The sequence below is a fragment of the Micrococcus luteus genome, assembly GCF_022664405.1.
Taxonomy (GTDB): domain Bacteria; phylum Actinomycetota; class Actinomycetes; order Actinomycetales; family Micrococcaceae; genus Micrococcus; species Micrococcus luteus.
In genome coordinates, this window is the sequence record NZ_JAKRLB010000002.1 from 46,988 (window position 1) to 71,366 (window position 24,379).

21 protein-coding genes and 1 pseudogene are annotated in these 24,379 nt (G+C 73.5%); 16 read left to right on the forward strand and 6 right to left on the reverse strand.

The features are described 5' to 3' along the window. The first annotated feature begins 47 nt into the window (after positions 1-47). From MF605_RS01130 to MF605_RS01145, 4 genes are all read left to right on the forward strand, one after another. On the forward strand, positions 48-833 hold the full coding sequence (locus MF605_RS01130) for a fumarylacetoacetate hydrolase family protein (protein WP_063188620.1): 786 nt from the start codon (positions 48-50) through the stop codon (positions 831-833). A 132-nt stretch (positions 834-965) separates the two neighbouring features. Continuing rightward, complete coding sequence (locus MF605_RS01135) at positions 966-1,826, forward strand: HpcH/HpaI aldolase family protein (RefSeq protein ID WP_063188622.1); 861 nt, start codon at positions 966-968, stop codon at positions 1,824-1,826. Between the two features lie 209 nt (positions 1,827-2,035). After that, positions 2,036-2,986, forward strand: coding sequence for a hypothetical protein (locus MF605_RS01140; RefSeq protein WP_063188624.1), 951 nt, complete (start codon positions 2,036-2,038; stop codon positions 2,984-2,986). 172 nt (positions 2,987-3,158) lie between these two features. Further along, positions 3,159-4,655, forward strand: coding sequence for a protein adenylyltransferase SelO (locus MF605_RS01145; RefSeq protein ID WP_063188626.1), 1,497 nt, complete (start codon positions 3,159-3,161; stop codon positions 4,653-4,655). A 27-nt stretch (positions 4,656-4,682) separates the two neighbouring features. Here MF605_RS01145 and MF605_RS01150 read toward each other — a convergent pair whose 3' ends face one another. Both MF605_RS01150 and MF605_RS01155 read right to left on the reverse strand, forming a co-directional pair. Next, positions 4,683-5,972 carry an NAD(P)/FAD-dependent oxidoreductase gene (locus MF605_RS01150; RefSeq protein WP_063188628.1) on the reverse strand — a complete coding sequence of 430 codons (1,290 nt, stop codon included), beginning with the start codon at positions 5,970-5,972 and terminating at the stop codon, positions 4,683-4,685. After that, positions 5,969-6,298, reverse strand: coding sequence for a bifunctional 3-phenylpropionate/cinnamic acid dioxygenase ferredoxin subunit (locus MF605_RS01155; protein WP_002857882.1), 330 nt, complete (start codon positions 6,296-6,298; stop codon positions 5,969-5,971). The genes MF605_RS01150 and MF605_RS01155 overlap by 4 nt, the downstream gene beginning before the upstream one ends. Positions 6,299-6,618: 320 nt before the next feature. Here MF605_RS01155 and MF605_RS01160 point away from each other — a divergent pair, with 320 nt between their 5' ends. Both MF605_RS01160 and MF605_RS01165 read left to right on the forward strand, forming a co-directional pair. Further along, a complete protein-coding gene (locus MF605_RS01160) occupies positions 6,619-8,682 on the forward strand; it encodes a LysM peptidoglycan-binding domain-containing protein (protein WP_063188630.1) in 2,064 nt (687 codons plus the stop codon). A gap of 286 nt (positions 8,683-8,968) precedes the next feature. Beyond that, positions 8,969-9,490 (forward strand): HPP family protein, encoded by a 522-nt coding sequence (locus MF605_RS01165; protein WP_063188632.1) that lies wholly within the window; start codon positions 8,969-8,971, stop codon positions 9,488-9,490. Between the two features lie 16 nt (positions 9,491-9,506). Here the strand turns inward: MF605_RS01165 and MF605_RS01170 are convergent, their stop codons facing one another. Together MF605_RS01170 and MF605_RS01175 are read right to left on the reverse strand one after the other, a co-directional pair. After that, positions 9,507-10,637, reverse strand: a complete 1,131-nt coding sequence (locus MF605_RS01170) for a histidinol-phosphate transaminase (RefSeq protein ID WP_181743472.1) — start codon at positions 10,635-10,637, stop codon at positions 9,507-9,509. 56 nt (positions 10,638-10,693) lie between these two features. After that, entirely contained in the window at positions 10,694-11,422 is a 729-nt protein-coding gene (locus tag MF605_RS01175; RefSeq protein ID WP_020624880.1) for an IclR family transcriptional regulator, read from the reverse strand. A gap of 198 nt (positions 11,423-11,620) precedes the next feature. Between MF605_RS01175 and MF605_RS01180 the strand changes: the two genes are divergently transcribed. Then, positions 11,621-13,534, forward strand: coding sequence for an FAD-binding monooxygenase (locus tag MF605_RS01180; RefSeq protein ID WP_060973454.1), 1,914 nt, complete (start codon positions 11,621-11,623; stop codon positions 13,532-13,534). A gap of 30 nt (positions 13,535-13,564) precedes the next feature. Here the strand turns inward: MF605_RS01180 and MF605_RS01185 are convergent, their stop codons facing one another. After that, the gene (locus MF605_RS01185) at positions 13,565-15,064 is read right to left on the reverse strand and encodes a hypothetical protein (RefSeq protein WP_223247474.1); all 1,500 of its coding nucleotides are present in this window, start codon (positions 15,062-15,064) and stop codon (positions 13,565-13,567) included. Between the two features lie 29 nt (positions 15,065-15,093). After that, on the reverse strand, positions 15,094-15,531 hold the full coding sequence (locus MF605_RS01190) for a hypothetical protein (RefSeq protein WP_041102602.1): 438 nt from the start codon (positions 15,529-15,531) through the stop codon (positions 15,094-15,096). Positions 15,532-15,790: 259 nt separating this feature from the next. Between MF605_RS01190 and paaA the strand changes: the two genes are divergently transcribed. The 9 genes and pseudogenes from paaA to MF605_RS01235 all read left to right on the forward strand — a co-directional run bounded on the left by paaA (position 15,791) and on the right by MF605_RS01235 (position 24,372). Next, the gene (gene paaA / locus MF605_RS01195) at positions 15,791-16,798 is read left to right on the forward strand and encodes a 1,2-phenylacetyl-CoA epoxidase subunit PaaA (RefSeq protein WP_041102601.1); all 1,008 of its coding nucleotides are present in this window, start codon (positions 15,791-15,793) and stop codon (positions 16,796-16,798) included. 3 nt (positions 16,799-16,801) lie between these two features. Then, on the forward strand, positions 16,802-17,104 hold the full coding sequence (paaB, locus tag MF605_RS01200; protein WP_020624884.1) for a 1,2-phenylacetyl-CoA epoxidase subunit PaaB: 303 nt from the start codon (positions 16,802-16,804) through the stop codon (positions 17,102-17,104). After that, positions 17,101-17,934, forward strand: a complete 834-nt coding sequence (gene paaC, locus MF605_RS01205; RefSeq protein WP_134377425.1) for a 1,2-phenylacetyl-CoA epoxidase subunit PaaC — start codon at positions 17,101-17,103, stop codon at positions 17,932-17,934. The genes paaB and paaC overlap by 4 nt, the downstream gene beginning before the upstream one ends. After that, positions 17,931-18,440, forward strand: a complete 510-nt coding sequence (paaD, locus tag MF605_RS01210) for a 1,2-phenylacetyl-CoA epoxidase subunit PaaD (RefSeq protein ID WP_044658766.1) — start codon at positions 17,931-17,933, stop codon at positions 18,438-18,440. Before paaC ends, paaD begins: the two co-directional genes overlap by 4 nt. Next, complete coding sequence (gene paaE / locus MF605_RS01215; protein ID WP_134416037.1) at positions 18,440-19,609, forward strand: 1,2-phenylacetyl-CoA epoxidase subunit PaaE; 1,170 nt, start codon at positions 18,440-18,442, stop codon at positions 19,607-19,609. The genes paaD and paaE overlap by 1 nt, the downstream gene beginning before the upstream one ends. A 31-nt stretch (positions 19,610-19,640) precedes the next feature. After that, positions 19,641-20,426 carry an enoyl-CoA hydratase/isomerase family protein gene (locus tag MF605_RS01220; protein WP_041102594.1) on the forward strand — a complete coding sequence of 262 codons (786 nt, stop codon included), beginning with the start codon at positions 19,641-19,643 and terminating at the stop codon, positions 20,424-20,426. 231 nt (positions 20,427-20,657) lie between these two features. After that, positions 20,658-22,017, forward strand: a pseudogene (locus tag MF605_RS01225) (MFS transporter). A 347-nt stretch (positions 22,018-22,364) separates the two neighbouring features. After that, positions 22,365-23,582, forward strand: coding sequence for a thiolase family protein (locus tag MF605_RS01230; protein WP_134416035.1), 1,218 nt, complete (start codon positions 22,365-22,367; stop codon positions 23,580-23,582). A gap of 4 nt (positions 23,583-23,586) precedes the next feature. Continuing rightward, positions 23,587-24,372 (forward strand): enoyl-CoA hydratase/isomerase family protein, encoded by a 786-nt coding sequence (locus MF605_RS01235; protein WP_044658762.1) that lies wholly within the window; start codon positions 23,587-23,589, stop codon positions 24,370-24,372. The last annotated feature ends 7 nt before the right edge of the window (positions 24,373-24,379 follow it).

Below are 24,379 nucleotides of genomic sequence, written 5' to 3' on the forward strand. Positions count from 1 at the left end.
ATACGATCAAGGCCAGGCCCCTGCCCGTCGTCGTGAAGGAGACCGCTGTGCTGGACCACGAGACCCACCTCAAGATCGCCGACGAGCTGCACCGCGCGGGCATCGACCGCGTGCCCGTGCCGCGGCTGACCGCGCGCTACCCGGAGATGGAGATCGAGGACTCGTACGCCATCCAGCGCATCTGGGCCGAGCGTCAGGTCGAGGCGGGCCGCCGCAAGGTGGGCCACAAGATCGGCCTGACCTCCAAGGCCATGCAGGACGCGACCGGGATCGACGAACCGGACTACGGCGTGATCTTCGACGACCAGGTGTTCGAGTCCGGCCACGTGTACGAGTGGAAGAAGTACACCCACCCCCGCATCGAGATGGAGCTGGCGTTCGTGCTGCGGGACGAGCTGCGCGGGCCCGGTCTGAACCTGATGGACGTGCTGCGCGCCACCGAGTACGTGGTGCCCGCGCTGGAGGTGCTGGACTCGCGCATCGAGATGGCCGGCCGCACCATCACGGACACCATCTCGGACAACGCCGCCCTGGGCTCCCTGGTGATCGGCGGCCGCCCCGTGGGCGTGCACGACGTGGACCTGCGCTGGGTCTCCGGCATCCTCTCCCGCAACGAGGAGATCATCGAGACCGGCGTGGCCGCGGGCGTGCTGAACCACCCGGCCAACGGCGTGCACTGGCTGGCCAACCGCATCGCCGGGCACGGAGACGCGCTCGAAGCCGGTGAGATCGTGCTCGCCGGCTCCTTCACCCGCCCGATGTGGGTGTACCAGGGCGACACCGTCTACGCCGACTACGGCCCGCTCGGCACCATCACCTGCCGCTTCGCCTGAGCCGGCCGCCGTCGTCGCCCCGCCCGCCTGCCCGCAACGCGGGTTGACCTATCACCAGTACGACCCCGCTCCACCCGCGACAACTCAACCCGCGTCGGGTGGAGGGCGCGGAGAACCCCGGAGGAACGTCCCATGCCCGTCCGCCACAACCCGCAGCCGCTGTTCCGCGACCTCTTCACGCCCGAGGCCGTCGCCGCCCGTGGGGGCCGCCCCGCCGCCGGCATGTTCCTCTCCTCCGGGGACCCGACGACGGCGGAGATCTGCGCCGGCGCGGGCCTCGACTACCTGCTCATCGACGCCGAGCATGCCCCGCTGACCCTGCAGGACGTCCTCACCCAGCTGCGCACGATCGCCGGCTACCGCGTGCCCACCCTGGTGCGCGTGCCGGCGCTGGACACCGTGGCCATCAAGCAGTTCCTGGACCTGGGCGCCCAGACGCTGCTGGTGCCCATGGTCGACGACGCCGCGATGGCCCGCCGCGCCGTGGCCGCCGCCCGCTACCCGGACGGCTCCGCCGAGGGCGGGGTGCGCGGCGTGGGCTCCGCCCTGGCACGCTCCGGCCGCTGGAACCGGATCCCCGGCTACCTGCCCGGCGCGGCGGACCACGTCTCCGTGATCGTGCAGATCGAGACGGCCGCCGGCGTGCGGAACGCGGACGAGATCGCGGCGGTGGACGGGATCGACGGCGTCTTCATCGGTCCCTCGGACCTCTCCGCGTCCCTGGGCCTGCTCGGCCAGCAGTCACATCCGGAGGTGGTGGCGGCGGTGGAGGAGGTCATCGCGAAGGTCAAGGCCGCCGGGAAGATCGTGGGCGTCAACGCGTTCGTGCCCGCGCAGGCCGACGCCTACGCCGCCGCCGGTGCGGACTACGTCAACGTGGGCGCCGACGTCGCCCTGCTGGCCCGCGCCGCCGAGGCCCTCGCCGACCGCTGGTGCCCGGCGCCGAGCGACGTCGCGGCCGGCGGGGAGGGCGCGCCCCGCGCGTCGTACTGACCTGGTCATCCCCTCACTTCGGGGCGCGAAATCCACCCCATGGACGTCCGATCCTGGCCCATGACGTGGATTTCCCGCCTCGAATGGCTCGGGGCCGGCGCCCCGGGGGACGTCACCGCCTCCTGCACAACCACGCCGGGCCCCCTCGTGCGTCCCCAGGCCCCCGCTCGTCCGTCTCGGGACGCGGAGCGACGGAGCACGCTCGCCGCATGCCCCGTCGTCCCGCCCCGCTGCCGCCGTCGATCGACCCCACCGCCTTCACGGTCGATGACGCGCGCCGGGCGGGTGTGACGTGGTCCCGACTGCAGTCCTCAGACCTGCGGCGGCTGCGCCACGGCATCTACGGGCCGGCCGGCCCTGCGGCGGTCTCCTTCCGTGAGTGGACGATGGATGAGATCCGCGCGTATCAGCGGCGCCATCCCGACGTCGTCGTCAGCCATGAGACCGCCGCGCGCCTGCACGGCCTGACCGTGCCCGCACGGCTGTTGGCCCCCGGTGCGGTGCACGTCAGCGTCGGCACCTCGGGCGGCCGGCCGGTCCAGGCGGGTCTGGTGCCCCACCGCATCGAGGTGCCGGAGGGACAGCGGATGACGCGGGGCGGCGTGCTTGTGACGACGCCGGCCCGCACCCTGTGGGACCTGTGCGCGGCACGGGCGGCGCTCACGGAGCGGGACGTCGTCGTCGCCGGTGACGCCCTGCTCTGCCCGCCGTGGCTGCCCGGCGGCGGACGCGGGGATCCCGCCTACACCCCGGAGGAGCTCGTCCGATCGCTGGCCGAACGGGGACGTTTCCAGGGGCGAGGACTGGCCCGGGCGGCGCTGGCGAGGATGCGCGTGGGGGCGGATTCGCCGCGCGAGACACGTCTGCGGCTGGCGCTCGTCGATGCCGGGCTGCCGGAGCCCGAGGTGCAGTGCCGGCTGGACCCGTCAGACCGCCGCGCTCCGACGGTCGACCTCGGGTATCGGCCGTGGCGCCTCGCGTTGCAATACGAGGGCGAGCACCACCGCACCGCCGAGCAGCAGGCCCGGGACGTGCTGCGCGACCGCTGGTGCGCCGACCGCGACTGGCTCTCGATCAAGGTCATGTGGGCCGACGCCCGGGACGACTACGCGGACGTCGTCGCCCGGGTGCGGCGCCGGGCGGCCGCGTTCGGTGGGTGACCCGGTGAGATCCACGGTCACCGCAGTCCGCCACGGCCCCCCGTTTCGAGGCGGGAAATCCAGGTCAAAGCGCTCTGGTCCACACCCGTGGGGTCGATTTCCCGCCTCGAAAGGACGGGTGCGGTGGGAGTCGGCCCGTGAACACCCGGCCTCCCCCACGTAGCGTGGCCCCATGACCACGTCCGCCCCCACCCTGAGCTCGCATTTCGCCGACACCTTCCCCGAGCTCGCCCTGCCCTGGCAGGCCCAGGCCACGGACGGCCCGCAGCTCGTCCTGCTCAACGCCGGCCTCGCGGCGGAGCTCGGCCTCGACGCCGAGTGGCTCGCCACCGACGACGGCGTCCGCTTCCTCACCGGCGAGCAGCCCGGCCCGGACGCACGGCCGGTCGCGCAGGCGTACGCGGGCCACCAGTTCGGCCACTACTCCCCCCGCCTGGGCGACGGGCGCGCCCTCCTCCTCGGCGAGCTCACGGCTCCGGACGGTCGGCTCCACGACCTGCATCTCAAGGGCTCCGGTCGCACGCCCTTCGCGCGCGGCACCGCCGACGGGCAGGCCGTGCTCGGCCCCATGCTCCGCGAGTACGTGGTCTCCGAGGCGATGCACGCCCTCGGCGTGCCGACCACGCGGGCGCTGGCCGTCGTCGCCACGGGCCACCCGGTCCGCCGCGAGACCGTGCTGCCAGGCGCGGTGCTGGCCCGGACGGCCGCGTCGCACCTGCGCGTCGGCACGGCCCAGTACGCCGCGGCCCTCCCCGAGCAGGCGCACCCCACGGAGGTGCTGCGCCGGATCGTCGACGAGGCCATCGCCCGCCACCACCCGCACGCCACCGACGCCGAGCACCCCGCGCTCGCGCTCTACGAGGCGGTGATCGCCGCGCAGGCCGAGCTCATCTCCCGCTGGATGCTCGTCGGCTTCGTGCACGGTGTGATGAACACGGACAACATGACCCTGTCCGGCGAGACCATCGACTACGGCCCCTGCGCGTTCATCGACGCCTTCGACCCGGCCGCGAGCTTCTCCTCGATCGACACCCAGGGCCGGTACGCGTACGGCAACCAGGGGCCCATCGCCGCGTGGAACCTCGCCCGGCTCGGCGAGGCCCTCGTGCCCGTGCTCGACGACGACCCCGACCGCGCCGTCGCACTCGCCCAGGAGGCGCTGGGCAGGTTCCACGGCGCCCATCTCGCGGCGTGGCGGGGCGGACTGCGGGACAAGCTCGGCCTCCCGGCATCGGTGGCGGAGGACGACGTCGCCGCGCTCACCGACCGCCTGTTCCCGTGGCTGGCCGCGGCGCGGACCGACTGGACCTCGTTCTGGGTGCGGCTGGCCGAGCACACGGCGGCGCCCGTGGACGACGACGCGGCGCGCACCGAAGCGGCACGACTCGTCCCCGGCGCCCCGGACCCCGCGGGGCTCGCCGCCTGGCTCGCGGACTGGCGGGCGATGGGTCCCGATCCGGCCCGCATGCGCGCGGTGAACCCCGTCTACATCCCGCGGAACCACCTGCTCGACGAGGCCCTGACGGCCGCGGAGGGCGGGGACCTCGCCCCGGTCCACCGGCTGCTCGAGGCCGTCACGGATCCCTTCACCCCGCGCCCCGGGTTCGAGCGGTACGCGGAGCCGGGTCCGGCGGACGGGGCCCCGTTCGTCACCTACTGCGGCACCTGACCGCTTTCGTTGACGAAACGGGCGCCCTCACCCCCGCGCCAGCGACTTCACCGGCACGGCCGGGTCCGCGAGCGCGGCAGGGTCCACCACGATCCCCCGGTCGATGATGCGCCGGGCGGCCTTGACGGTCATGGGGTCGTCAATCGACGCGGCCCCGCGCAGGGTCCCGTCCGCGGCCAGCGCGAAGCTCGCCACCACGACGCCGCGCACTTCGCGATCCACGATCCGCCCACCGGCCGGCACCGTCATGTCCCCCACGGCCTCCACGTGTGCGTCGTACCGGTCGGACCAGAACCACGGGGCGCCCGGGGCGTCCGCCTGCTCCCCCAGGAGCGCCGCCGCGGCGGCCGCACCGGACCGCAGGGCCGGCTCCCAGTGCCGCGACGGCGCCCACGCGGACTCCCGGGCGCGCGCGGCGTCACCCACGGCCAGGATCCCGGGCACGGCCGTGCGGCCCATCGCGTCCGTGAGCACGCCGTCGGCCACCTCCAGCCCGGCGTCCTCGGCGAGGGCGGTGTCCGGCACGGTGCCTCCGGCCAGCACCACGACGTCGGCGTCCACGGTCCGCCCGTCGTGGAGGTGGAGCCGGTGGGCGGCCGGCAGCGCGGCGCCGCCGTCGGCGTCCCGGTGCTCGATCCAGGCCGCCCGGCCGACCTCGACCGCGACGCCGTGCTCGGCGTGCATCCGGTGCAGGCGCGCGGCCAGCGCCGGCCCGACCGCCGCGCGAGCCGGGGCGTCCGTCCCGGTCACGAGCGTCACCGCGGCGAGCGAGCGACGCGCCGCGGCCGCAACCTCCGCTCCCGTGAAGCCGCCGCCCACGACCGCCACCTCGGCCCCGAACGTCAGGCGGTCGCGCAGGGCCTCGGCGTCGGAGCGGGTGCGCAGGGTGATCAGGTCCGGGTGGTCGGCGCCGGCGACGTCGAGGGCCCGGGGTCGCCCGCCCGTGGCGAGCACGACCGCGTCCGCCTCCAGGACCCGCCCGGAGGCCGTCTCCACCCGGTGGGGCGCGGGGCCGCCGTCGGGGTGGACGCCGCCCGGCACCACCCGGACCGCCTCGTCCTCCACCAGCTCCACCCCGTGCTCGGCGAACCACGTCGGCGGGGCGAGCAGCAGGCGGTGCGCGTCCGCGTCGCCGGTCAGGAACTCCTTGCTCAGGGGTGGCCGGTCATAGGGCACGCCCTGCGGGTCCACGAGGGAGATCCCGCCCGCGAAACCGCGGCGCCGCAGCTCGCGGACCACGGCGAAGCCCGCGACGCCGCCGCCCACCACGACGACCGAGCCGGGCACGCCCGCCGGGGCCTCGACGTCGTGGCTCATGCGCCGGGGACGAGGTAGAGCTGGCCCTCGCGCTCCTCGACGCGGTGCACGCCGACGCCCTTGGTGGCGGGCAGGCAGAGCGCCTCGCCGGTGCGCAGGCAGAACTGTGCGGCGTGCAGCGGGCACTCCACGCGGTCGTCCTCGAGCCAGCCCTCGGCCAGCGAGGCGTCCTCGTGGGTGCACGTGTCGTCGATCGCGTGGAACTCCCCCGCGTCCGTGTGGAACACCGCGACGTCGTCCCTCGTCCCCGCCGTCGCCGCCGGGACGACGATCGCCTCGCCCTCCGGGACGTCCGCCGCCGCGCCGATGTGGATCGGCTCCGCCATGGTCTGCCTCCTCTGGTTCCCGGGCCGAGCGGCCCGTGGTGGTCTCCCGTCACCGTATCCCCCGCGCGGACCCGACACCCCTCCGCTGTGTTCCGCCCCGGCGCCATGCCGTGCCCACCTGTGAATGGATGAACCGGACATCACGGGGGCGTGAAATGACCCGACAAGCCTCCGAAAGATGTTCCCGGGAATGGCCGATCACGCTACGATCACGACGGCTCTCCGGCCCTCATCCCGCCCTCACCACGTCACCGACCCGGGGAGGCGACACGGCCTGCGCCTGTCGTTCCTCGGGCACTCCACCTTCCGAAGGCATCCGCATGAAGATTCTCCCGCCGCGCTCCGCCGCGTCCCCCCGCCCGCTCGCGCCCGCCGTCGCGGTCGCCGCGCTCTCCGTCCTCGTCGGCGGCCTGCTCCCGCAGCAGCCGTCCGCGACCACGGAGGGCGCCCCCGACACACGCCCTCGCGACGACGCCGCCCGCGCCACGACCGCCGGCACGGCCGCGACCCCCGCGTCGGCCGCTCCCGTCGAGGGCGCCGGCGTCGCGACCGTCCCGCAGGAGGGCGAGAACCTCGTCCCGGCCGAGGAGGCTCCGGCCGGCGTCGTGCTCGGCGAGCCCGTGGTGGACCGCCCGTTCACGGTGGCCGCCGCCGTGTGGGACGCCGCGGCGGACGACGCCGTCGAGCGCGTGGAGATCCGCGTGCGTCAGGACGGGGCCTGGGGCCCGTGGCAGGTCCTGGATCGGCCCGTCCTGCCCGAGGGCGCCGCCCCCGCGCGCACCGGCACGGACCCGTTCGTCGCGTTCGGCGCGGACGGCGCCCAGCTGCGCGTGACCACCGTCGACGGCGCAGCCCCGGCCGGCCTCGAGCTGTCCCTCATCGACCCGGGCACGGCCGCCACGGACGAGACCGTCGCGAGCGCGCACCCGGCGGTGGCCGCCGAGCAGGCAGCCGAGACCGCCGGCCTGCCCCGGGGCGTGAAGTCGAGCGCCGTCGTCGGGGGCGCCGCACCCGCCGAGGCCCACACCGTGGCCACGGCCTCGGATGCGCGCGCGAAGATCCTCCCGGACGTGATCACCCGCGCGCAGTGGGGCGCTGACGAGTCCTGGGCCGAGTCCTCCCCGCAGTTCGACCAGGTGCGCGCGCTGACCATCCACCACACGGCCGGCACCAACGACTACACGCGCGCCCAGGCCGTGGAGCAGATGCGCGGCATCTACGCGTACTACACGAAGACCCTCGGCTGGGGCGACTTCCCGTACCACCTGATCACGGACCGCTTCGGCAACATCTACGAGGGCCGCCGCGGCGCCCTGGACTCGAACCCGCTGGGCACGCACGCGGGCGGGTTCAACCGGGGCACGATGGGCATCTCCACGATGGGCAACTACGACGTGGTCGCCCCGTCCGAGGAGGTCGTGGACGCGATGGCCCGCGCCACCGCCTACTACCTGTACCGCGACAGCATCGACGCGCGGGGCCGAGTCACCCTGACCTCGGGCGGCAGCACGAAGTACGCCGCGGGCACGCCCGTCACCGTGGACACGATCTTCCCGCACCGGGCCACGTCCGCGACCGCGTGCCCGGGGCAGCACCTGATGGCCCGCTTCGACGACCTGCGCGACCGCGCCGAGGCCATCGCGACGGCGGCCGGCCAGCCGCCGGCACCGGCCACCCCGGCGCCGATGCCGGCCCCGTCGACCGAGCCGTCGACCGCCGGCACGTACACGGTGCAGCCGAACGACGGCTGGTGGACCATCGCCCGCCGCACCGGCGTGCCCGCGGCCACCCTCCAGGAGCTCAACGGCATGACCGAGTCGACCGTGCTCCACCCGGGCATGGTGCTGCGCACCGTCGCCGACCCGACCGCCCCGGAGCCCACCCCCATCACCACCGGCACGTACACGGTGCAGCCGAACGACGGCTGGTGGGTCATCGCCCGACGGACCGGCGTGTCCGCCGCGGAGCTCCAGCGGCTCAACGGCATGACGGCGTCGACCGTCCTGCACCCGGGGATGGTGCTCATCACGGCCGCCACGGCGCCGGCCTCCCCGCCCGCGCCCGCCCCGGCCCCGGGCACGTACACGGTCCGCGAGGGCGACGGCTGGTGGATCATCGCCCACCGCACCGGCGTGACGATGGAGACCCTCCAGCGCCTCAACGGCATGACCGCGACCACCGTGCTGCACCCGGAGACGGTGCTGCGGACCGGCCAGACCGCCTCCGCCCCGGCGCCCTCGCCCGCCACGTACGTGGTCCAGGCGAACGACGGCTGGTGGCTCATCGCCCAGCGCACGGGCGTCTCCATGGAGCGCCTGCAGCGCCTTAACGGTATGACGGTCTCGACCATGCTCCACCCGGGCATGGTGCTGCGCACCGCCTGAGCACCCCGCCGGGACGACGTCGGCCCGCGCCTGCGCGTGAAGGTGCGGGCCGACGTCGTCGGTTGAGTTATCACCGGTCGTAGGCCGCCGCACCCGGGATAAGTCAACCGGCGTTCCCCCGAGGCACGAGTGGCACGCCGAAGACGCCCTCGTGGCGCCGCGCCGCTGAGCGGCCGTCACAGTCCCTCCCCCTCGGCCCCCGGACGGCCCCGGGCCCCGCCCGCGGCCTACCCTGGAGGAGCCCGACCCGGGAAGCGACCGAGTCACGAGGAGATGAGACGAGCGCATGACCCGCCTGCCCGGTCTGCGTCGCCCGCGGTTCCTGGACCCGTGGCGTCGCCCGCTGGCCCCTCGTCTGCCCTGGCACGTGGTCCTCGCGGCCTCGATCGCGGGGGCACTGACCATCGCCACCCTCAGCCTCGGCGAGGACCTGGCCTCCGCGCCGCTGCTGGTGGGCGCCTTCGGCTCCTCCTGCGTGCTCGTGTTCCTCGTGCCGCACGGCCCGCACTCCCACCCCGCCAACGTGCTCGTGGGGCACGTGGTCTCGGCCGCATGCGGGATCGCCGTGATCTCCATGCTGCCCCTGGCCTGGTACTCGCTCGCGGCCGGCATGGGCCTGGCCATGGCCGCCATGGCCGGGCTCCGCGTGATCCACGCCCCCGCGGGCGCCACCGCGCTGACGGTCATGCTGAGCAACGCGGACTGGGACTACCTGGTCACCCCGGTGCTCGCCGGGGCGCTGGTCCTCACCGGGTGCGCGCTGCTGTACCGCCGCCTGATGTGGCGGGTGATCGGGCCGGCGGAGTGAGCTCACGCCGGGCCGCTCACGTCAGGAAGTCGCGCGCCACCTCGAGGAAGCGGTCGTTGGCCTCCTGCTCGCCGATGCTCACGCGCACGCCCTCGTCCGCGAACGCCCGGACGGACAGGGCCCGGGCCTGGGCGGCCTCGGCGAAGGCCTGCGTGCGCTCGCCGAGCGGCAGCCACACGAAGTTGGCCTGCGAGGAGGGCAGGTCCCAGCCAGCCTCGGCCAGGGCGGCGGCGACGCGCTCGCGCTCGTCGACGACGACCTGCACGCGCTCGAGGACCTCGTCCAGGTGCTCGAGCGAGGCGATCGCGGCCTCCTCGGCCACCGTGGACACCGCGAACGGGGTGGCCACGGTGCGCAGGGCCTTGGTGATCTCCGGCTGCGAGACCGAGTAGCCCACGCGCAGGTTGGCCAGGCCGTGCGCCTTCGAGAAGGTGCGCAGCACGACGACGTTCGCGTGCTTGCGGTACATCTCCAGACCCTTGACCGCGTCCTCGTCGCGGACGAACTCCACGTACGCCTCGTCGATGACCACGAGGATGTGCGCGGGCACGCGCGCCAGGAAGTCCTCGACCTCGGCGGTCGTGAGCACGGGGCCGGTCGGGTTGTTGGGGGTGCAGAGCAGGATCACGCGGGTCCGCTCCGTGATCGCCTCCAGCATGGCCGGCAGGTCGTGGCGGTGGTCCGCGGTGAGCGGCACCTGCACGTCCACGGCACCGGCGGTGCGGACCACGATCGGGTAGGCCTCGAAGGAGCGCCACGCGAAGATCACCTCGTCGCCCTCCCCGGCCTCGCCGTGGCCGGCGAAGGCGGTGATGACCTGGGCCAGGGCGCCGAGGGAGCCGGCACCGGTCACGACGTCGTCCGCCGGGACGTCCAGGTGCGCGGCCAGGGCCTGGCGCAGGCCGGTGGAGAGGGTGTCCGGGTAGCGGCAGAGGGTGCTGGGCGCGCCCTCCGGGCCGGTCACGACCTGACGCACCCGGTCGATCACGCCGGGCACGGGCGCGTAGGGGTTCTCGTTCGAGGAGAGCTTGTAGGGGTGCAGGCCCGGGACGGCGACCGGCGGCTTGCCGGCGGCGTACGGCGGCAGCATGCCGACCTTCTTGTGGGGCGCGACCACGGCGGGCGTCTGCTGTGCGTCATCAGTCATGGCCACCAGGGTAATGCGGGCTGCGGACGCCGTGAGCGGCACCACGGGACCCGGGCTCAGGCTGCGCCGAAGGCGACGGCGACGGCCCGGGCCGCCTCACCGAGCCGGTCCCCGAGGCGCGCCGGGTCCTCCGGCCGCGTCGCGTAGACCACGGCGAGGGCGGCGGGCAGCTGGCCCGGGACCCGCAGCGGCACGGCCACCGAGGAGACGCCGGTGATGACCTCGTCGGAGCTGACGGCCCAGCCGCGCTCCCGCACGTCGTCGAGCTCGGGTCGCTCGGGCGGGGCCTCACCGGGCAGCCGCGCCCACTCCTGTCCGGTCAGGGCGACGGCGATCGCCATCCCCGGCGCACCGACCCCGAGGGGGTGCCGGGTCCCCGGCCGCTGCGTGACGAGGTTGCCGCTGGGCGGCTCGGCCGTGGCCAGGGTGAGGCAGTGGGCCCCGTCCCACACCACCAGGAACGCGGTCATGCCCAGGTCGGTGGAGACGGCGGTCAGGTGCGGCATGGCCGCCGCGCGCAGATCCTGCTCCACCCGGCGGGCGAGGACGGCCAGGCCGGGGGCGGCGTGGACGCGGCCGAGGCCGTCGCGGCGCAGCAGGCCGTGGGCCTCGAAGGTGCGCAGCATGCGGTAGGCGACCGAGCGATGGACGCCCAGGCCGTCGGCGAGGTCGGCGATGGTGGGCGGCTCGGGCGCCTCCACGACGGTCTCGAGCAGGGTGAGCGCGCGGGAGAGCGTCTGGGAGGGTGCGCCCTCCCGGACCGGGCCGCCGTCGTGCTCTGCCATCCGTGCTCCTCGCCTCGCGTGCCGGACGTGACGCGCCCGGGGCGTGGTCGGCCCGCGCACCGGTTGTGAACCCTGTCACGTCCGCGTACAGTCTGGCACACATGTGTTCCCAGGGGGAACACCGTGTTCTCTGAGAGAACACGCCGTCGGGTGGCACGCGCGCCGCGCAGCGACATCCCCCGCAGCGAAAGGACCCCCATGCTCTTCCACCACCACGGCTATGTCTCCACGAACCCGCGCGTCCAGGTGGCGGCCGGCATCGGCCTGGACCGCCCCGCCGAGCTGCCGGACGAGATGGACGTGCTGATCGTCGGCTCCGGCCCGGCCGGCATGATCGCCGCCGCCCAGCTCGCGATGTTCCCGGACGTCCACACCCGCATCATCGAGCGCCGCCCCCACCGCCTCGAGATCGGCCAGGCGGACGGCATCCAGGCCCGCTCCGTGGAGACCTTCCAGGCCTTCGGCTTCGCGAGCGAGATCATCGACGAGGCCTTCGACCTGACCTCCATGGCGTTCTGGAACCCGGCCGAGGACGACGCGGACACGATCGTGCGCACCTCGCTGGCCGAGGACGACCCGGAGGGCGTCTCCGAGTTCCCGCACCTGATCGTGAACCAGGCCCGCATCCTGGACTGGTTCGCCGAGTACATGAAGAACTCCCCCACCCGTGCGCGGCCGGACTACGGCTGGGCGTTCGAGACCCTCGAGGACACGAACGACGGCGAGCACCCCGTGCTCGTGACCCTGCGCCGCACCGTGGACGCCCAGGGCAACGCCCTCGAGGACCCCGCCTCGGGACCAACCCGCCAGGTGCGCGCCAAGTACGTGGTGGGCGCGGACGGCGCGGGCTCTCGCGTCCGCAAGGCGATCGGCCACACCCTGACCGGCGACGCCGCGAACCACGCGTGGGGCGTCATGGACGCGCTGGCCGACACGGACTTCCCGGACATCCGCACCAAGTGCGCGATCCACTCGTCCAGCGGCTCGATCCTCCTGATCCCCCGCGAAGGCGGGCACCTGTTCCGCATGTACGTGGACCTCGGCGAGGTCCCGGCGGACGACAACCACAAGGTGCGCCAGACCCCGCTCGAGGAGATCATCCGCCGGGCCCAGCAGATCCTGCGCCCCTACACGCTGGACGTGAAGGAGGTCGCCTGGCATTCGGTGTACGAGGTGGGCCACCGCCTCACCTCGGGCTTCGACAACCGCGAGCGCGTGGCCCACCCCAACGTGTTCCTGCTCGGCGACGCCTGTCACACCCACTCCGCGAAGGCCGGCCAGGGCATGAACGTGTCCATGCAGGACGGCTGGAACCTCGGCTGGAAGCTGGGCCAGGTGCTCTCCGGGATGGCCCCGGTCGAGCTCGTGCCGACCTACTCGGAGGAGCGCAAGGAGATCGCCAAGAACCTGATCGACTTCGACAAGGAGTGGTCGACGCTCATGGCCAAGCCCACCTCCGAGCTGGGCGACCCGAACGAGGTGGCCGAGTTCTACACGAAGACCGCCGAGTTCCCGGCCGGCTTCATGACGGAGTACCAACCCTCCCTCCTCACCACGGACGCCACCGGTCAGGCGCTGGCGCAGGGCTACCCCATCGGCAAGCGCTTCAAGTCGGGGCTGGTGGAGCGCTCGTGCGACACCAACGTGAAGCACCTGGGCCACCTGCACCGCGCGGACGGCCGCTGGCGCGTCTACGTGTTCGCCGACACCGCCTCCCCGCGCGCCGAGGATTCGAAGGTCGCGGCGTGGGCGAAGGCGATCGTGGAGGACCCGCGGTCCTTCCGCAACCGCCACACCCCGTCGGACGGACCGGAAGACGCCCGCTTCGACATCAAGGTCGTGTACCAGCAGAAGCAGACCGAGTTCGCCCACCCGGACGTGCCGTCGATCTTCCGGCCGACCACCGGCCCCCTCGGCCTGCACGACCTGAACAACATCTTCGCCACGTGTCAGCCCAAGCACGGCGAGGACATCTTCGAGGCCCGCGGCATCAGCCGTGACGGCGCCGTCGTCGTGGTCCGCCCAGACCAGTACGTCTCCGGCGTCTTCGGCCTGGACGAGGTCGACCGCCTGAACGCGTTCTTCGCGGGCGTGCTGCTCGACGCGAACTGAGCAGGTGGCGGGCGCCCCCCGCCGGTGCGCTCACCGGGATCCCGGGGGCAGGTGGTCCCGCTCGGGCGGCGTGCGGCGCAGGCGCACCGCCCGGCTCGAGGCCACGGTGCCGGCGGTCAGCCCGGCCAACGCGGCGGAGAGCCCGGCGACCTCCGCCCGGGATGCGGGCTCGGCGGTCTCGAACTGCCGGATCAGGTCCACCTGGGCGTCGAAGGCGTGGGCGGCGCCCAGGTCGTCCTCGGCCGCCAGCGGAGACGTGGGCCGGAAGCCACCCCCGGGCGCATCCCACCCGTGTCCGGCCGGGTGGAAGACCACCTCGGCCCGGCGCGCCGAGACGGGGGCGGGCGCCCCGTCCGCGGCGACGGCCAGGTCCCCGTCCGAGGAGAACTCCAGCACCTCGGTCCGTCCGGTCTCCACCGCGTTGCCGGACGGTGCCGCGACCGTCATGACGCCGGCCACGGGGTACACGGACGTGAAGTCCTCGCGCCCGGCCAGGTTGACGGCGTGCACCCCGCCCTGGGAGTAGCCGGCCAGGACGAGCGGGGCGCCGTGCGGGACGCCGGCCGCCTCGAGCGCCGCCCGCACCGCCGGGGCCGTGACCTCGGACTCGGAGCCGAGGGCGTCCAGCAGCCCGCCGGCGTCCCACGGGTCGGTCGACTCGGGATCCGGGATCAGGCCGCCGCGGGTGCCCGGCAGGCCCACCACCCAGGCGCGGCTCCCGTTCTCTCGCACCACCTCCGTGACCGTGAGGTCCCCGTCCCCCTCCTCACGCGGGATGAGCGAGGCCAGCCCCGTGGCCGAGCCGTCCAGCAGGGCGGGCGCCGTCGGCCGGTCCTGCGGCGCCCCGTGCGGGGTCACCGCGCCCCGGGGCGCCGCACCGGCGAGGGTCAGGGCGTCCGCCGCCACGGTCCATGCCTCGTCCGGGGAGACCCGCAGCGCCTCGGTGAGGTCCGACGCGGCATCCGTCCCCTTCTTCGCCGCGGAGGAGACGGGCCGCTTCAGCACGCGCTTCTGCGCCCTCGTCAGCATCTTCACGTCGATCCGCGCCAGCGCCGCGAGCAGGGGGAACCCGGCGGCCGCGAGCATGGCGGCCACGATGGCCTCGGGCACCGCCTGGACGACGTCCTGCACGAGCCGCTCCGCCTCGCGGGTGGTGAGGCCGTCATGGCCGTCCCGCCAGAGCAGCGCCGGCAGCTCCTCCAGGGAGGCGTCCTCGGCGGCCATGATGCCGGCCGCCGCGCGCTCGGCCTCCTCGTAGCGGGCCGCCGCGGAGAGCAGGTCACGGTGCAGCTCGGCGCACTGCTCCGACAGGCTCCGCACCCGGCCGACCGCCTCCGCCAGCCGGTCCTGCAGCAGGGCGGCGGAGGCGAGCCACGCGGCCGACCGGCCCAGCCCGAAGGCGGCCGCGTCGACCTGCCACGAGGCTCCGGCCGCCTCTTCGGCGGCGTGCTCGTGCCGGCCGGCCACGACGCGCATCTCCTCGGCCTCCGCGTAGATCGAGCCCGGGCCGCCGTGCGTGCTGAAGGCCACCGCCCCCGGGCTCGCACCCCGCCCGCCGGTCATGCCGCCACCGCCAGCGAGCGCAGGACGGCCAGCGCGGTCTCCTCGGCCGCCCGCTGCCGGGCCTCCGCGTTCCGGCGCGCGTCCTCGGCGTCCCGCTCGGCGGTGGCCCGCAGGGCGAGCCACTCCCCGGCCTCCCGTTCGAGCTCCGCCGCCAGGGTCGCCGCCCGCCGGACGGCCTCCCCATAGGCGCCGGCGGCCTCCCCGCGCCATGCCGTGTGCATCGCCGAGCGCACGTCCGTGGCGGCGCTGACCAGCCCGCCCAGCGCCGTGCGCAGCTGCGTCTGGGCCGCGGCGAGGTCGGCGAGGGCCTGCTCGGCGGCCTCCCGCTCGCGCCGGGCGGGGTCGGCCCACGCGGCCAGGCGGGCGGCGTCGTCGTCGAGTCCGACGGCCCGCAGGGCCGTGGCGATCTGCTGAGGTCCGATGAGGGGTGACATGCGGCCACCGTAGGGAGGACCCGGGTCCCGCGACCGCGGCGAGGGACGATCCGGGGATGGGGGACGCCGTCGGGACGCCTGTGCAGGAGAGAACCGTCCCGCACCGTCCCGACGGCCGCATCGCACCCGGGCCCCGCATGCCCCGGCGTGTTGACCGAGGTCACACCCTGGCCTATCCTGAACGAGCGGTCAGTAATTCGGTGCGCCCCGGTGCGCCCTGACCACGGAACCAGCCCGCACTCAGCGTGAGGTGATCCCCATGACGCAGACCAGCTCCCCCCAGCACCTGGCCTCCGTCCCGTCCCCCGAGGATGCGGCCGGCCAGGAGAACTTCGATCGCCTGATCGCGGAGGACTCGCGCATCGAGCCCCGCGACTGGATGCCCGAGGCGTACCGCAAGTCCCTGACCCGCCAGGTCTCCCAGCACGCGCACTCCGAGATCATCGGCATGCAGCCGGAGGCCAACTGGATCACCCGCGCCCCCTCCCTGAAGCGCAAGGCGATCCTCATGGCCAAGGTCCAGGACGAGGCCGGCCACGGCCTGTACCTGTACTCCGCCGCCGAGACCCTCGGCACCCCGCGGGACGAGCTGAACGAGCAGCTGCTCTCCGGCCGCGCGAAGTACTCCTCGATCTTCAACTACCCGGCCCGCACCTGGGCGGACATGGGCGCGATCGGCTGGCTCGTCGACGGCGCCGCGATCTGCAACCAGGTGCCGCTGTGCCGCGCCTCCTACGGCCCGTACGGCCGCGCGATGGTGCGCATCTGCAAGGAGGAGTCGTTCCACCAGCGCCAGGGCTGGGAGATCCTCTACGAGCTCTCGCACGGCACCCCGGAGCAGAAGCAGATGGCCCAGGACGCCGTGAACCGCTTCTACGGCCCGGCCCTGCAGATGTTCGGCCCGCCGGACGAGGACTCCCCCAACTCCCGCCAGTCCATGGCGTGGAAGGTCAAGCGCTTCTCCAACGACGACCTGCGCCAGCGCTTCGTGGACATGATCGTCCCGCAGGCCGAGGCCCTCGGCCTCACCCTGCCGGACCCGGACCTGAAGTGGAACGAGGAGCGCGGCCACTACGACTTCGGCGAGCTGGACTGGGACGAGTTCATGTCCGTGATCAAGGGCGACGGCCCCATGAACACCCAGCGCATGGCCCGCCGCATCCAGGCCCACGAGGACGGCGCCTGGGTCCGCGAGGCCGCCGCCGCCTACGCCCGCCGCCAGGCCGAGCAGAACGCGCCGGCCGAGACCCACCTGATCGGAGCCTGACCCATGAGCGAGACCACCGCCGCCTCCCACGCCTGGCCCCTGTGGGAGGTCTTCGTCCGCGCCAACCGCGGCCTCTCCCACGTGCACGCCGGCTCGCTGCACGCCCCGGACGCCACCCTGGCGCTGCGCAATGCGCGTGACCTGTACACCCGCCGCAATGAGGGCACCTCCGTGTGGGTCGTCCCGGCCGAGGCCATCGCGGCCTCCGACCCGGACTCCAAGGGCGGCTTCTTCGAGTCCGCGCAGGGCAAGTCCTACCGTCACGCCACCTACTACCAGCAGTCCGAGGGGGTGCCGCACCTGTGAGCTTCGCGACCAACGACTCCGCCACGAAGCACTCCGCGGGCGTGGCCATCACCGCGGAGGAGATCGCGGCGGGCGAACAGAAGGCGAGCGACGACGTCGCCCGCTACGCCCTCGCCCTCGGCGACGACGCCCTGATGCTCGGCCAGCGCCTGTCCTGGTGGATCTCGCGCGCCCCGGAGCTCGAGGAGGACATCGCCCTGGGCAACATCGCCCTGGACCTCGTGGGCCACGCCCGCTTCCTCCTCTCCTACGCCGGCACCGCGTGGGGCAAGACCGAGGACGAGCTCGCGTACTTCCGCGACGAGGAGGAGTTCCGCTCCGTCCGCCTCGTGGAGGCCGAGAACGGCGACTTCGCCAAGACCATCGCCCGCCAGCTGTACTACTCGTTCTACTCGTACGAGCTGTACACCCGCCTGCGCGAGTCCACGGACCCCACGCTCGCCGCCATCGCGGACAAGGCCCTCAAGGAGGTCCTGTACCACCAGGACCACGCCGCCCTGTGGCTGCAGCGCCTGGGCCTGGGCACCGAGGAGTCGAAGCGCCGCATGCAGCGCGGCCTGGACGAGCTGTGGCCCTACGTGGCCGAGCTCTTCCACGACGACGACGTCGTCCGCGCCCTCGCCGAGCAGGGCGTCGCCGTGCTGCCGTCCTCGCTCGAGGAGCCCACGATGACCCGCATCCGCGCGGCCATCGAGGAGGCCGGCCTGACCGTCCCGACGACGGGCACCGCCCGCGGCGGCGACCGTTCCGGCGCCATGAGCGAGTACCGCGGGTACATCCTCGCGGAGATGCAGTCCCTGGCGCGCCGTCACCCGGGAGCGACCTGGTGACCACCGCCAGCGAGCTGCGCCCCGCCGATCCCGCCGACGCGCGGGTCTGGGATGCGGCCTCCACCGTGCACGACCCGGAGATCCCCGTGCTGTCCATCGCGGACCTCGGGATCCTCCGGGAGGCACGGGCCGATGGCGAGAGGGCCGTCGTCGTCATCACGCCCACCTATTCCGGCTGCCCCGCCATGGACACCATCACCACGGACGTCACCCGCGCGCTCGAGCGCGCCGGATTCCCCGACGCCGAGGTGCGCCTGGTGCTCCAGCCGGCGTGGACCACGGACTGGATGACGGACGAGGGCAAGGCCAAGCTCAACGAGTACGGCATCGCCCCGCCCGTCGCGCGCACCACGGACGGCCCGATCAGGATCGGCATGGCCGTGAAGTGCCCGCGCTGCCACTCCCTGAACACCCGCGAGATCACCCGCTTCGGCTCCACCTCCTGCAAGGCCCTCTACACCTGCCGGGAGTGCCTCGAGCCCTTCGACTACTTCAAGGTGCACTGATGACCGAGACCACCGACGCCCCCACCACCGGCAAGCGCCGCGCCACGTTCAACACCCTCGAGGTGTCCGAGCTGCGCCGCCTGACCGACGACTCCGTGGAGGTCACCTTCGCGGTGCCCGAGGAGCTCGCCGACGACTACGACTACGTGCCGGGTCAGTACGTGGCCCTGCGCAAGGAGCTCGACGGCGCCGAGGTGCGCCGGTCCTACTCGATCTGCGCCGTCCCGAAGCGCGGCGAGATCCGCGTGGCCGTGAAGAAGGACATCGGCGGCACGTTCTCCACGTGGGCCAACGAGAGCCTCGAGGTCGGCGAGAGGATCGACGTGATGAACCCGCAGGGCGCGTTCACGTCCCGCACGCACGTCACCTCCCTCAACGACGCCCAGAGGGTGGCGGCGGAGAAGGTCGCGGAGAAGAAGGACACGCACCTGGTGGCGTTCGCGGCCGGCTCGGGCATCACCCCGATCATGGCGATCGCCAAGGCCGTGCTCGCGGCCTCCGAGACCTCGCGCTTCGACCTGGTCTACGCGAACCGCTCCGCCATGGACGTGATGTTCGCCGAGGAGATCGGCGACCTCAAGGACAAGTACCCGGCCCGGTTCACGGTGCACCACGTGCTCTCCCGCGAGCAGCGCGTGTCCCCGCTGCTCTCCGGTCGCATCGACGAGGACAAGCTCACCACCCTCCTGGACCGCGTGATCGACGTGGAGGGCACCGACGAGTGGTTCCTCTGCGGCCCGTTCGAGCTCGTGCAGCTCACCCGTGAGACGCTCGCCGCCCGCGGCGTGTCCGAGGACGACGTGCGCTTCGAGCTGTTCACCACCGGCCGCCCGGAGAACCCCCAGGGCCACTCCGGCCGTGTGGTGGAGGTGGACCCGAAGGGTGACAACGTGACCATCGAGTTCAACCTCGACGGCCTCACCGCCAAGGTCGAGTCCCCCAAGTCCGCCCACGAGACCGTCCTCAACGCGGCGTTGCGCGTCCGCTCGGACGTGCCCTTCGCGTGCGCCGGCGGCGTGTGTGGCACCTGCCGCGCCAAGGTCACCGACGGCGCGTACGAGATGGACGAGAACTACGCGCTCGAGAAGGACGAGGTGGAGAAGGGCTACGTGCTCACGTGCCAGACCCGCCCGACCTCCGACGCCATCACCCTCGACTTCGACGCCTGAGCGCCCGCCCACGAGACCGAAGGAGCCCCCGATGATCGAGATCACCGTCGAGAACGGCGTCGCCGAGATCGTGCTGGACGCCCCGCAGAAGATGAACGCCCTGGACGAGGCCGCGCTGGCCGAGCTCCAGGCCGCCTACGAGCGGGCCGCCGCCGGCGTCGAGTCCGGCGAGGTGCGGGCCGTGCTGCTGCGCGGTGAGGGCCGCGGCTTCTGCGCGGGCCGCGACATCTCCGCCGTGGTCCCGGCCGAGGACGACGCCACCGCCTACCTGAGGGACAAGGTCACCCCGGTGCTCCGGGCCATGTCCGCGATCCCGGTCCCCACCTTCGCGGCGGTGCAGGGCGCCTGCCTGGGCGTGGGCCTGGGCCTCGCGATCGCCACGGACGTGGTGTACGTGGCCGAGAACGCGAAGGTCGGCTCTCCGTTCGCGAACCTCGGGGCCACCCTGGACTCGGGCGGTCACTGGCTGTTCACCGAGCGCCTGGGCGCGCACCGCACCCTGGACCTGATCTACACGGCCGAGCTCCTCTCGGGCGCCGAGGCCGTCCAGGCCGGGCTGTTCTCCCGGGCCCTGCCCGCGGACGAGCTGCTCGAGTTCACCCGTGCGAAGGTCGCCCAGGTGGCCTCCGGCGCGACCCTCGCGTTCCGCGCGTCGAAGGAGCTCGTGGCCCAGGTCCGCGACCGGCGCGTGGGCCTGTGGGAGTCCCTCGACGCGGAGAACATCGCCCAGGGCGAGCTCTGCGGCACCGCCGACTACGCCGAGGGCTTCCAGGCCTTCCAGGAGAAGCGGAAGCCGGAGTTCACCGGCCGCGGCTGAGCCGCCGCACCCCGCCACCGACGACGGCGCCGCACCCTTCGCACGAGGGGCGCGGCGCCGTCGTCGTCCCGGCCCGGCCGCGTCACATTCCCGTCATCAGCCCGGATCGTGGCGTGAGTCACAGAGGATCGTATACGGTGACGGGTGTCACTTCCCGACCGATCGGTCGGGAACCACACCGTCCCGCCGCCGTCTCACGGTCGGCCGCCGCCCCGCATCCCAGGAGCACCCATGAGCCACACCGTCGCATCCCCCGCGGCGCCCGCCCCCGCGCGCGATCGCCGCGAGGAGCGCAAGGTCATCGCCGGCACCGTCGTCGGCACCACCATCGAGTGGTACGACTTCTTCATCTTCGCCCAGGCCACCGCCCTGGTCTTCGCCGCCCTCTTCTTCCAGCCGATGGGCGAGAACGGCTCCCAGATCGCCGCGTGGGTCACCCTCGGCATCTCCTTCCTCGTCCGCCCGCTCGGCGCGATCGTCGCCGGCCACCTCGGCGACCGCTTCGGCCGCAAGCTCGTCCTGTCCCTCACGCTGATCGGCATGGGCCTGGCCACCACCCTCATCGGCCTGCTGCCCACCTACGCCCAGATCGGCGTGTGGGCCCCGATCCTGCTCGTCGCGCTGCGCCTGCTGCAGGGCCTGTCCGCCGGCGGCGAGTGGGGCGGCGCGGCGCTGCTGGCCGTGGAGCACGCCCCCCCACGGCAAGCGCGGCCTGTTCGGCTCCGCCCCGCAGGTCGGCGTGCCGCTGGGCATGATCCTGGCCACCGGCGTGCTGTTCATCGTGCGTTCCACCATGTCCGAGGAGCAGTTCCTCACCTGGGGCTGGCGCATCCCGTTCCTGATCTCCGTGGTGCTGATCGTCGTCGGCTACCTGATCCGCAAGGCCGTCGAGGAGTCCCCGGTCTTCAAGGAGATGCAGCAGCTCAAGGCGGACGAGTCCGCCCCGCTGGGCGAGCTCTTCCGGCACCACACCAAGGAGGTCATCCTCGCCGCAGTGATCTTCGCCGCGAACAACGGCGTCGGCTACCTGCTCATCGCGTGGTTCTCGAAGTACGGCGGTCCGAAGGGCCTGGGCATGACCTCCTCCGAGGTGCTCATCGCGAGCCTCGTCAGCGGCGTCGGCTGGTTCATCTTCACCCTGCTCGGCGGCTGGGTCTCGGACAAGATCGGCCGCAAGCTGACCTTCGTCCTCGGCTACGGGTTCCTGATCGTCTGGGCCTTCCCGCTGTTCGGGCTGCTGAACACCGCGTCTCTGCCGCTGTTCTCGCTGGGCCTGTTCGTCCTGACGCTCGGCCTGGGTCCGTCCTACGGCCCGCAGTCGGCGATGTACGCCGAGATGTTCCCGGCGCGCGTCCGCTTCTCCGGCGTCTCCATCGGCTACGCGCTCGGCACCATCATCGGCGGCGCCTTCGCCCCGCTGATCGCCGACCAGCTCGTGAAGACCGGCTGGGAGAACGTGGCCTGGTACATCATCGCGATCTCCGCGGTCTCGCTCATCGCCGTCCTGTTCGTCCCCAAGAGCATCCAGGACCGCGAGCTGCACGACGAGCAGGTCGTCGCCACCCGCTCCCACCCGGTGGCCCCGGCCTGATCCGGCCCGCCTGACGGGCTCCGCCCGTCCCCACCCCACGACGACGGCGCGTCCTCCTCCGGAAGGGCGCGCCGTCGTCGTGGGCGACCGGACCGGCGCCGAGGCCCGCAGACACGCCGCTACCTCGGGGACGTAACGGCGCGTCTGCGGGCCTTGGCGCGGGGTGCGCCGGGTCAGACGCCGATCGACTTGGCCTCGGCGCAGCCGCCCGGCTCCGTCTCCACCCCGTCACACCCCGCCCCCGCAGTTGACCCCCGTCACACCGGCCCGGAATACTGAACCTGAACGCACGGTCGGTAATTCGCCGCGCCCGCCCCGCCCCGTCGTCGGTCACTCAAGGAGTCTCCATGTCCGCACAGTCCCAGGCCCTGCTCGTCGGCGGTCGCCGCACGCCCGTCGGCAAGTACGGCGGCGCCCTCTCCTCCGTCCGCCCCGACGACCTCGCCGCCCCGACCATCAAGGCCGTGATCGAGGACGCCGGCATCGACCCGTCGGTCGTGGACGACGTCATCCTCGGCAACGCCAACGGCGCCGGCGAGGAGAACCGCAACGTCGCCCGCATGGCCTGGCTGCTGGCCGGCTTCCCGGACACCGTCCCGGGCATCACCGTGAACCGCCTCTGCGCCTCCGGCATGTCCGCGATCGGCATCGCCACCGCGATGGTGCGCTCCGGGATGGCCGACGTCGTCGTGGCCGGAGGCGTGGAGTCCATGTCCCGCGCCCCCTGGGTGATGGAGAAGCCGACGACGGCGTTCGCCAAGCCCGGCGCGGCCTTCGACACCGCGATCGGCTGGCGCTTCGTGAACCCGCGCTTCGCGGACGGCGAGTTCGGGGAGAAGTTCACCTTCTCCATGCCGGAGACCGCCGAGGAGGTCGGCGAGGTGGACGGCATCACCCGCGAGGACGCCGACGCCTTCGCCGCCCGCTCGCACGAGCGTGCGCTGGCCGCCATCGAGGCCGGCCGCTTCGCGGACGAGATCGTGCCCGTCGTCGTCACGGGCCGCAAGGGCGCCGAGACGATCGTGGACACGGACGAGGGCCCCCGTCCCGGCTCCACCCCCGAGGTGCTCGCCGGCCTGCGCCCGATCATCAAGAAGGACGGCGTGGTCACCGCCGGCAACTCCTCCTCCCTCAACGACGGCGCCTCGGCGATCCTCGTCGTCTCCGAGCGGGCCGCGCAGAAGTACGGCCTGACCCCGCGCGCCCGCGTCGTGGAGTCCACCTCGGCGGGCCTGGCCCCCGAGATCATGGGCCTGGGCCCCGTCCCGGCCACCGAGAAGGCCCTCGCGCGCTCCGGCTGGTCCGTGGCGGACCTGGGCGCCGTCGAGCTCAACGAGGCCTTCGCCACCCAGTCCCTGGCCTCGATGCGGCGCCTCGGCCTGGACCCGGAGACCGTCAACGCCGACGGCGGCGCGATCGCCCTGGGCCATCCGCTGGGCTCCTCGGGGTCGCGTCTCGTGGTCACGCTGCTCGGTCGGATGGAGCGTGAGGGCGCGGACAGGGGCCTGGCCACGATGTGCGTGGGCGTGGGCCAGGGCGCCGCGATGCTCGTCGAGAGGGTCTGAGCGGATGACCGACTTCGACCACTTCACGGCACTGCGCGTCGAGGAGCGCGAGGACCGCGTCCACGCGCGCATGGACCGCCCGGGCGTGCGCAACGCGATCGACCAGACCATGGTCGACGAGTTCCACGAGCTCTGCGCCCACCTCGAACGCGAGCCGAAGATCCTGATCATCTCGGGCACGCAGGTGGAGTCGACGCGCGAACCGGGGAGGTTCTCCGGCATCTTCGCCTCCGGCGCGGACATCGGACAGCTGCGCGAGCGCCGCCGCGACGACGCCCTGCGCGGCGTGAACTCGCAGGTCTTCGACCGCATCCACCGGCTGCCCATGCCCGTGATCGCGGCGATCGACGGCTTCGCCCTCGGCGGCGGCGCGGAACTGGCCTACGCGGCCGACTTCCGCATCGCCACCCCGGCACTGAAGATGGGCCAGCCCGAGACGAGTCTGGGGATCACGGCCGCTGCGGGCGCCCAGTGGCGGCTCAAGGAGCTGGTGGGTGAGCCGGTGGCCCTCGAGCTGTTGCTCGCCGGACGGATCCTGGACGCGCAGGAGGCCCTCGAGCTCAAGCTCGTCACCGAGCTGCACGAGCCGGACGCCCTCCTCGACGCCGCCGACGCCCTCGCCGACCGCATCGCGCAGCAGGACCCGCTGGCGGTGCGGCTGTCCAAGCGCGTCTTCCACCTCCCTCGCGAGGCCCACCCCCACGTGGACGAGATCGCGCAGGCCATCCTGTTCGAGTCCGACGCCAAGTTCGAGCGCATGCAGGCGTTCCTGGACCGCAAGAAGAAGTGAGGACCGA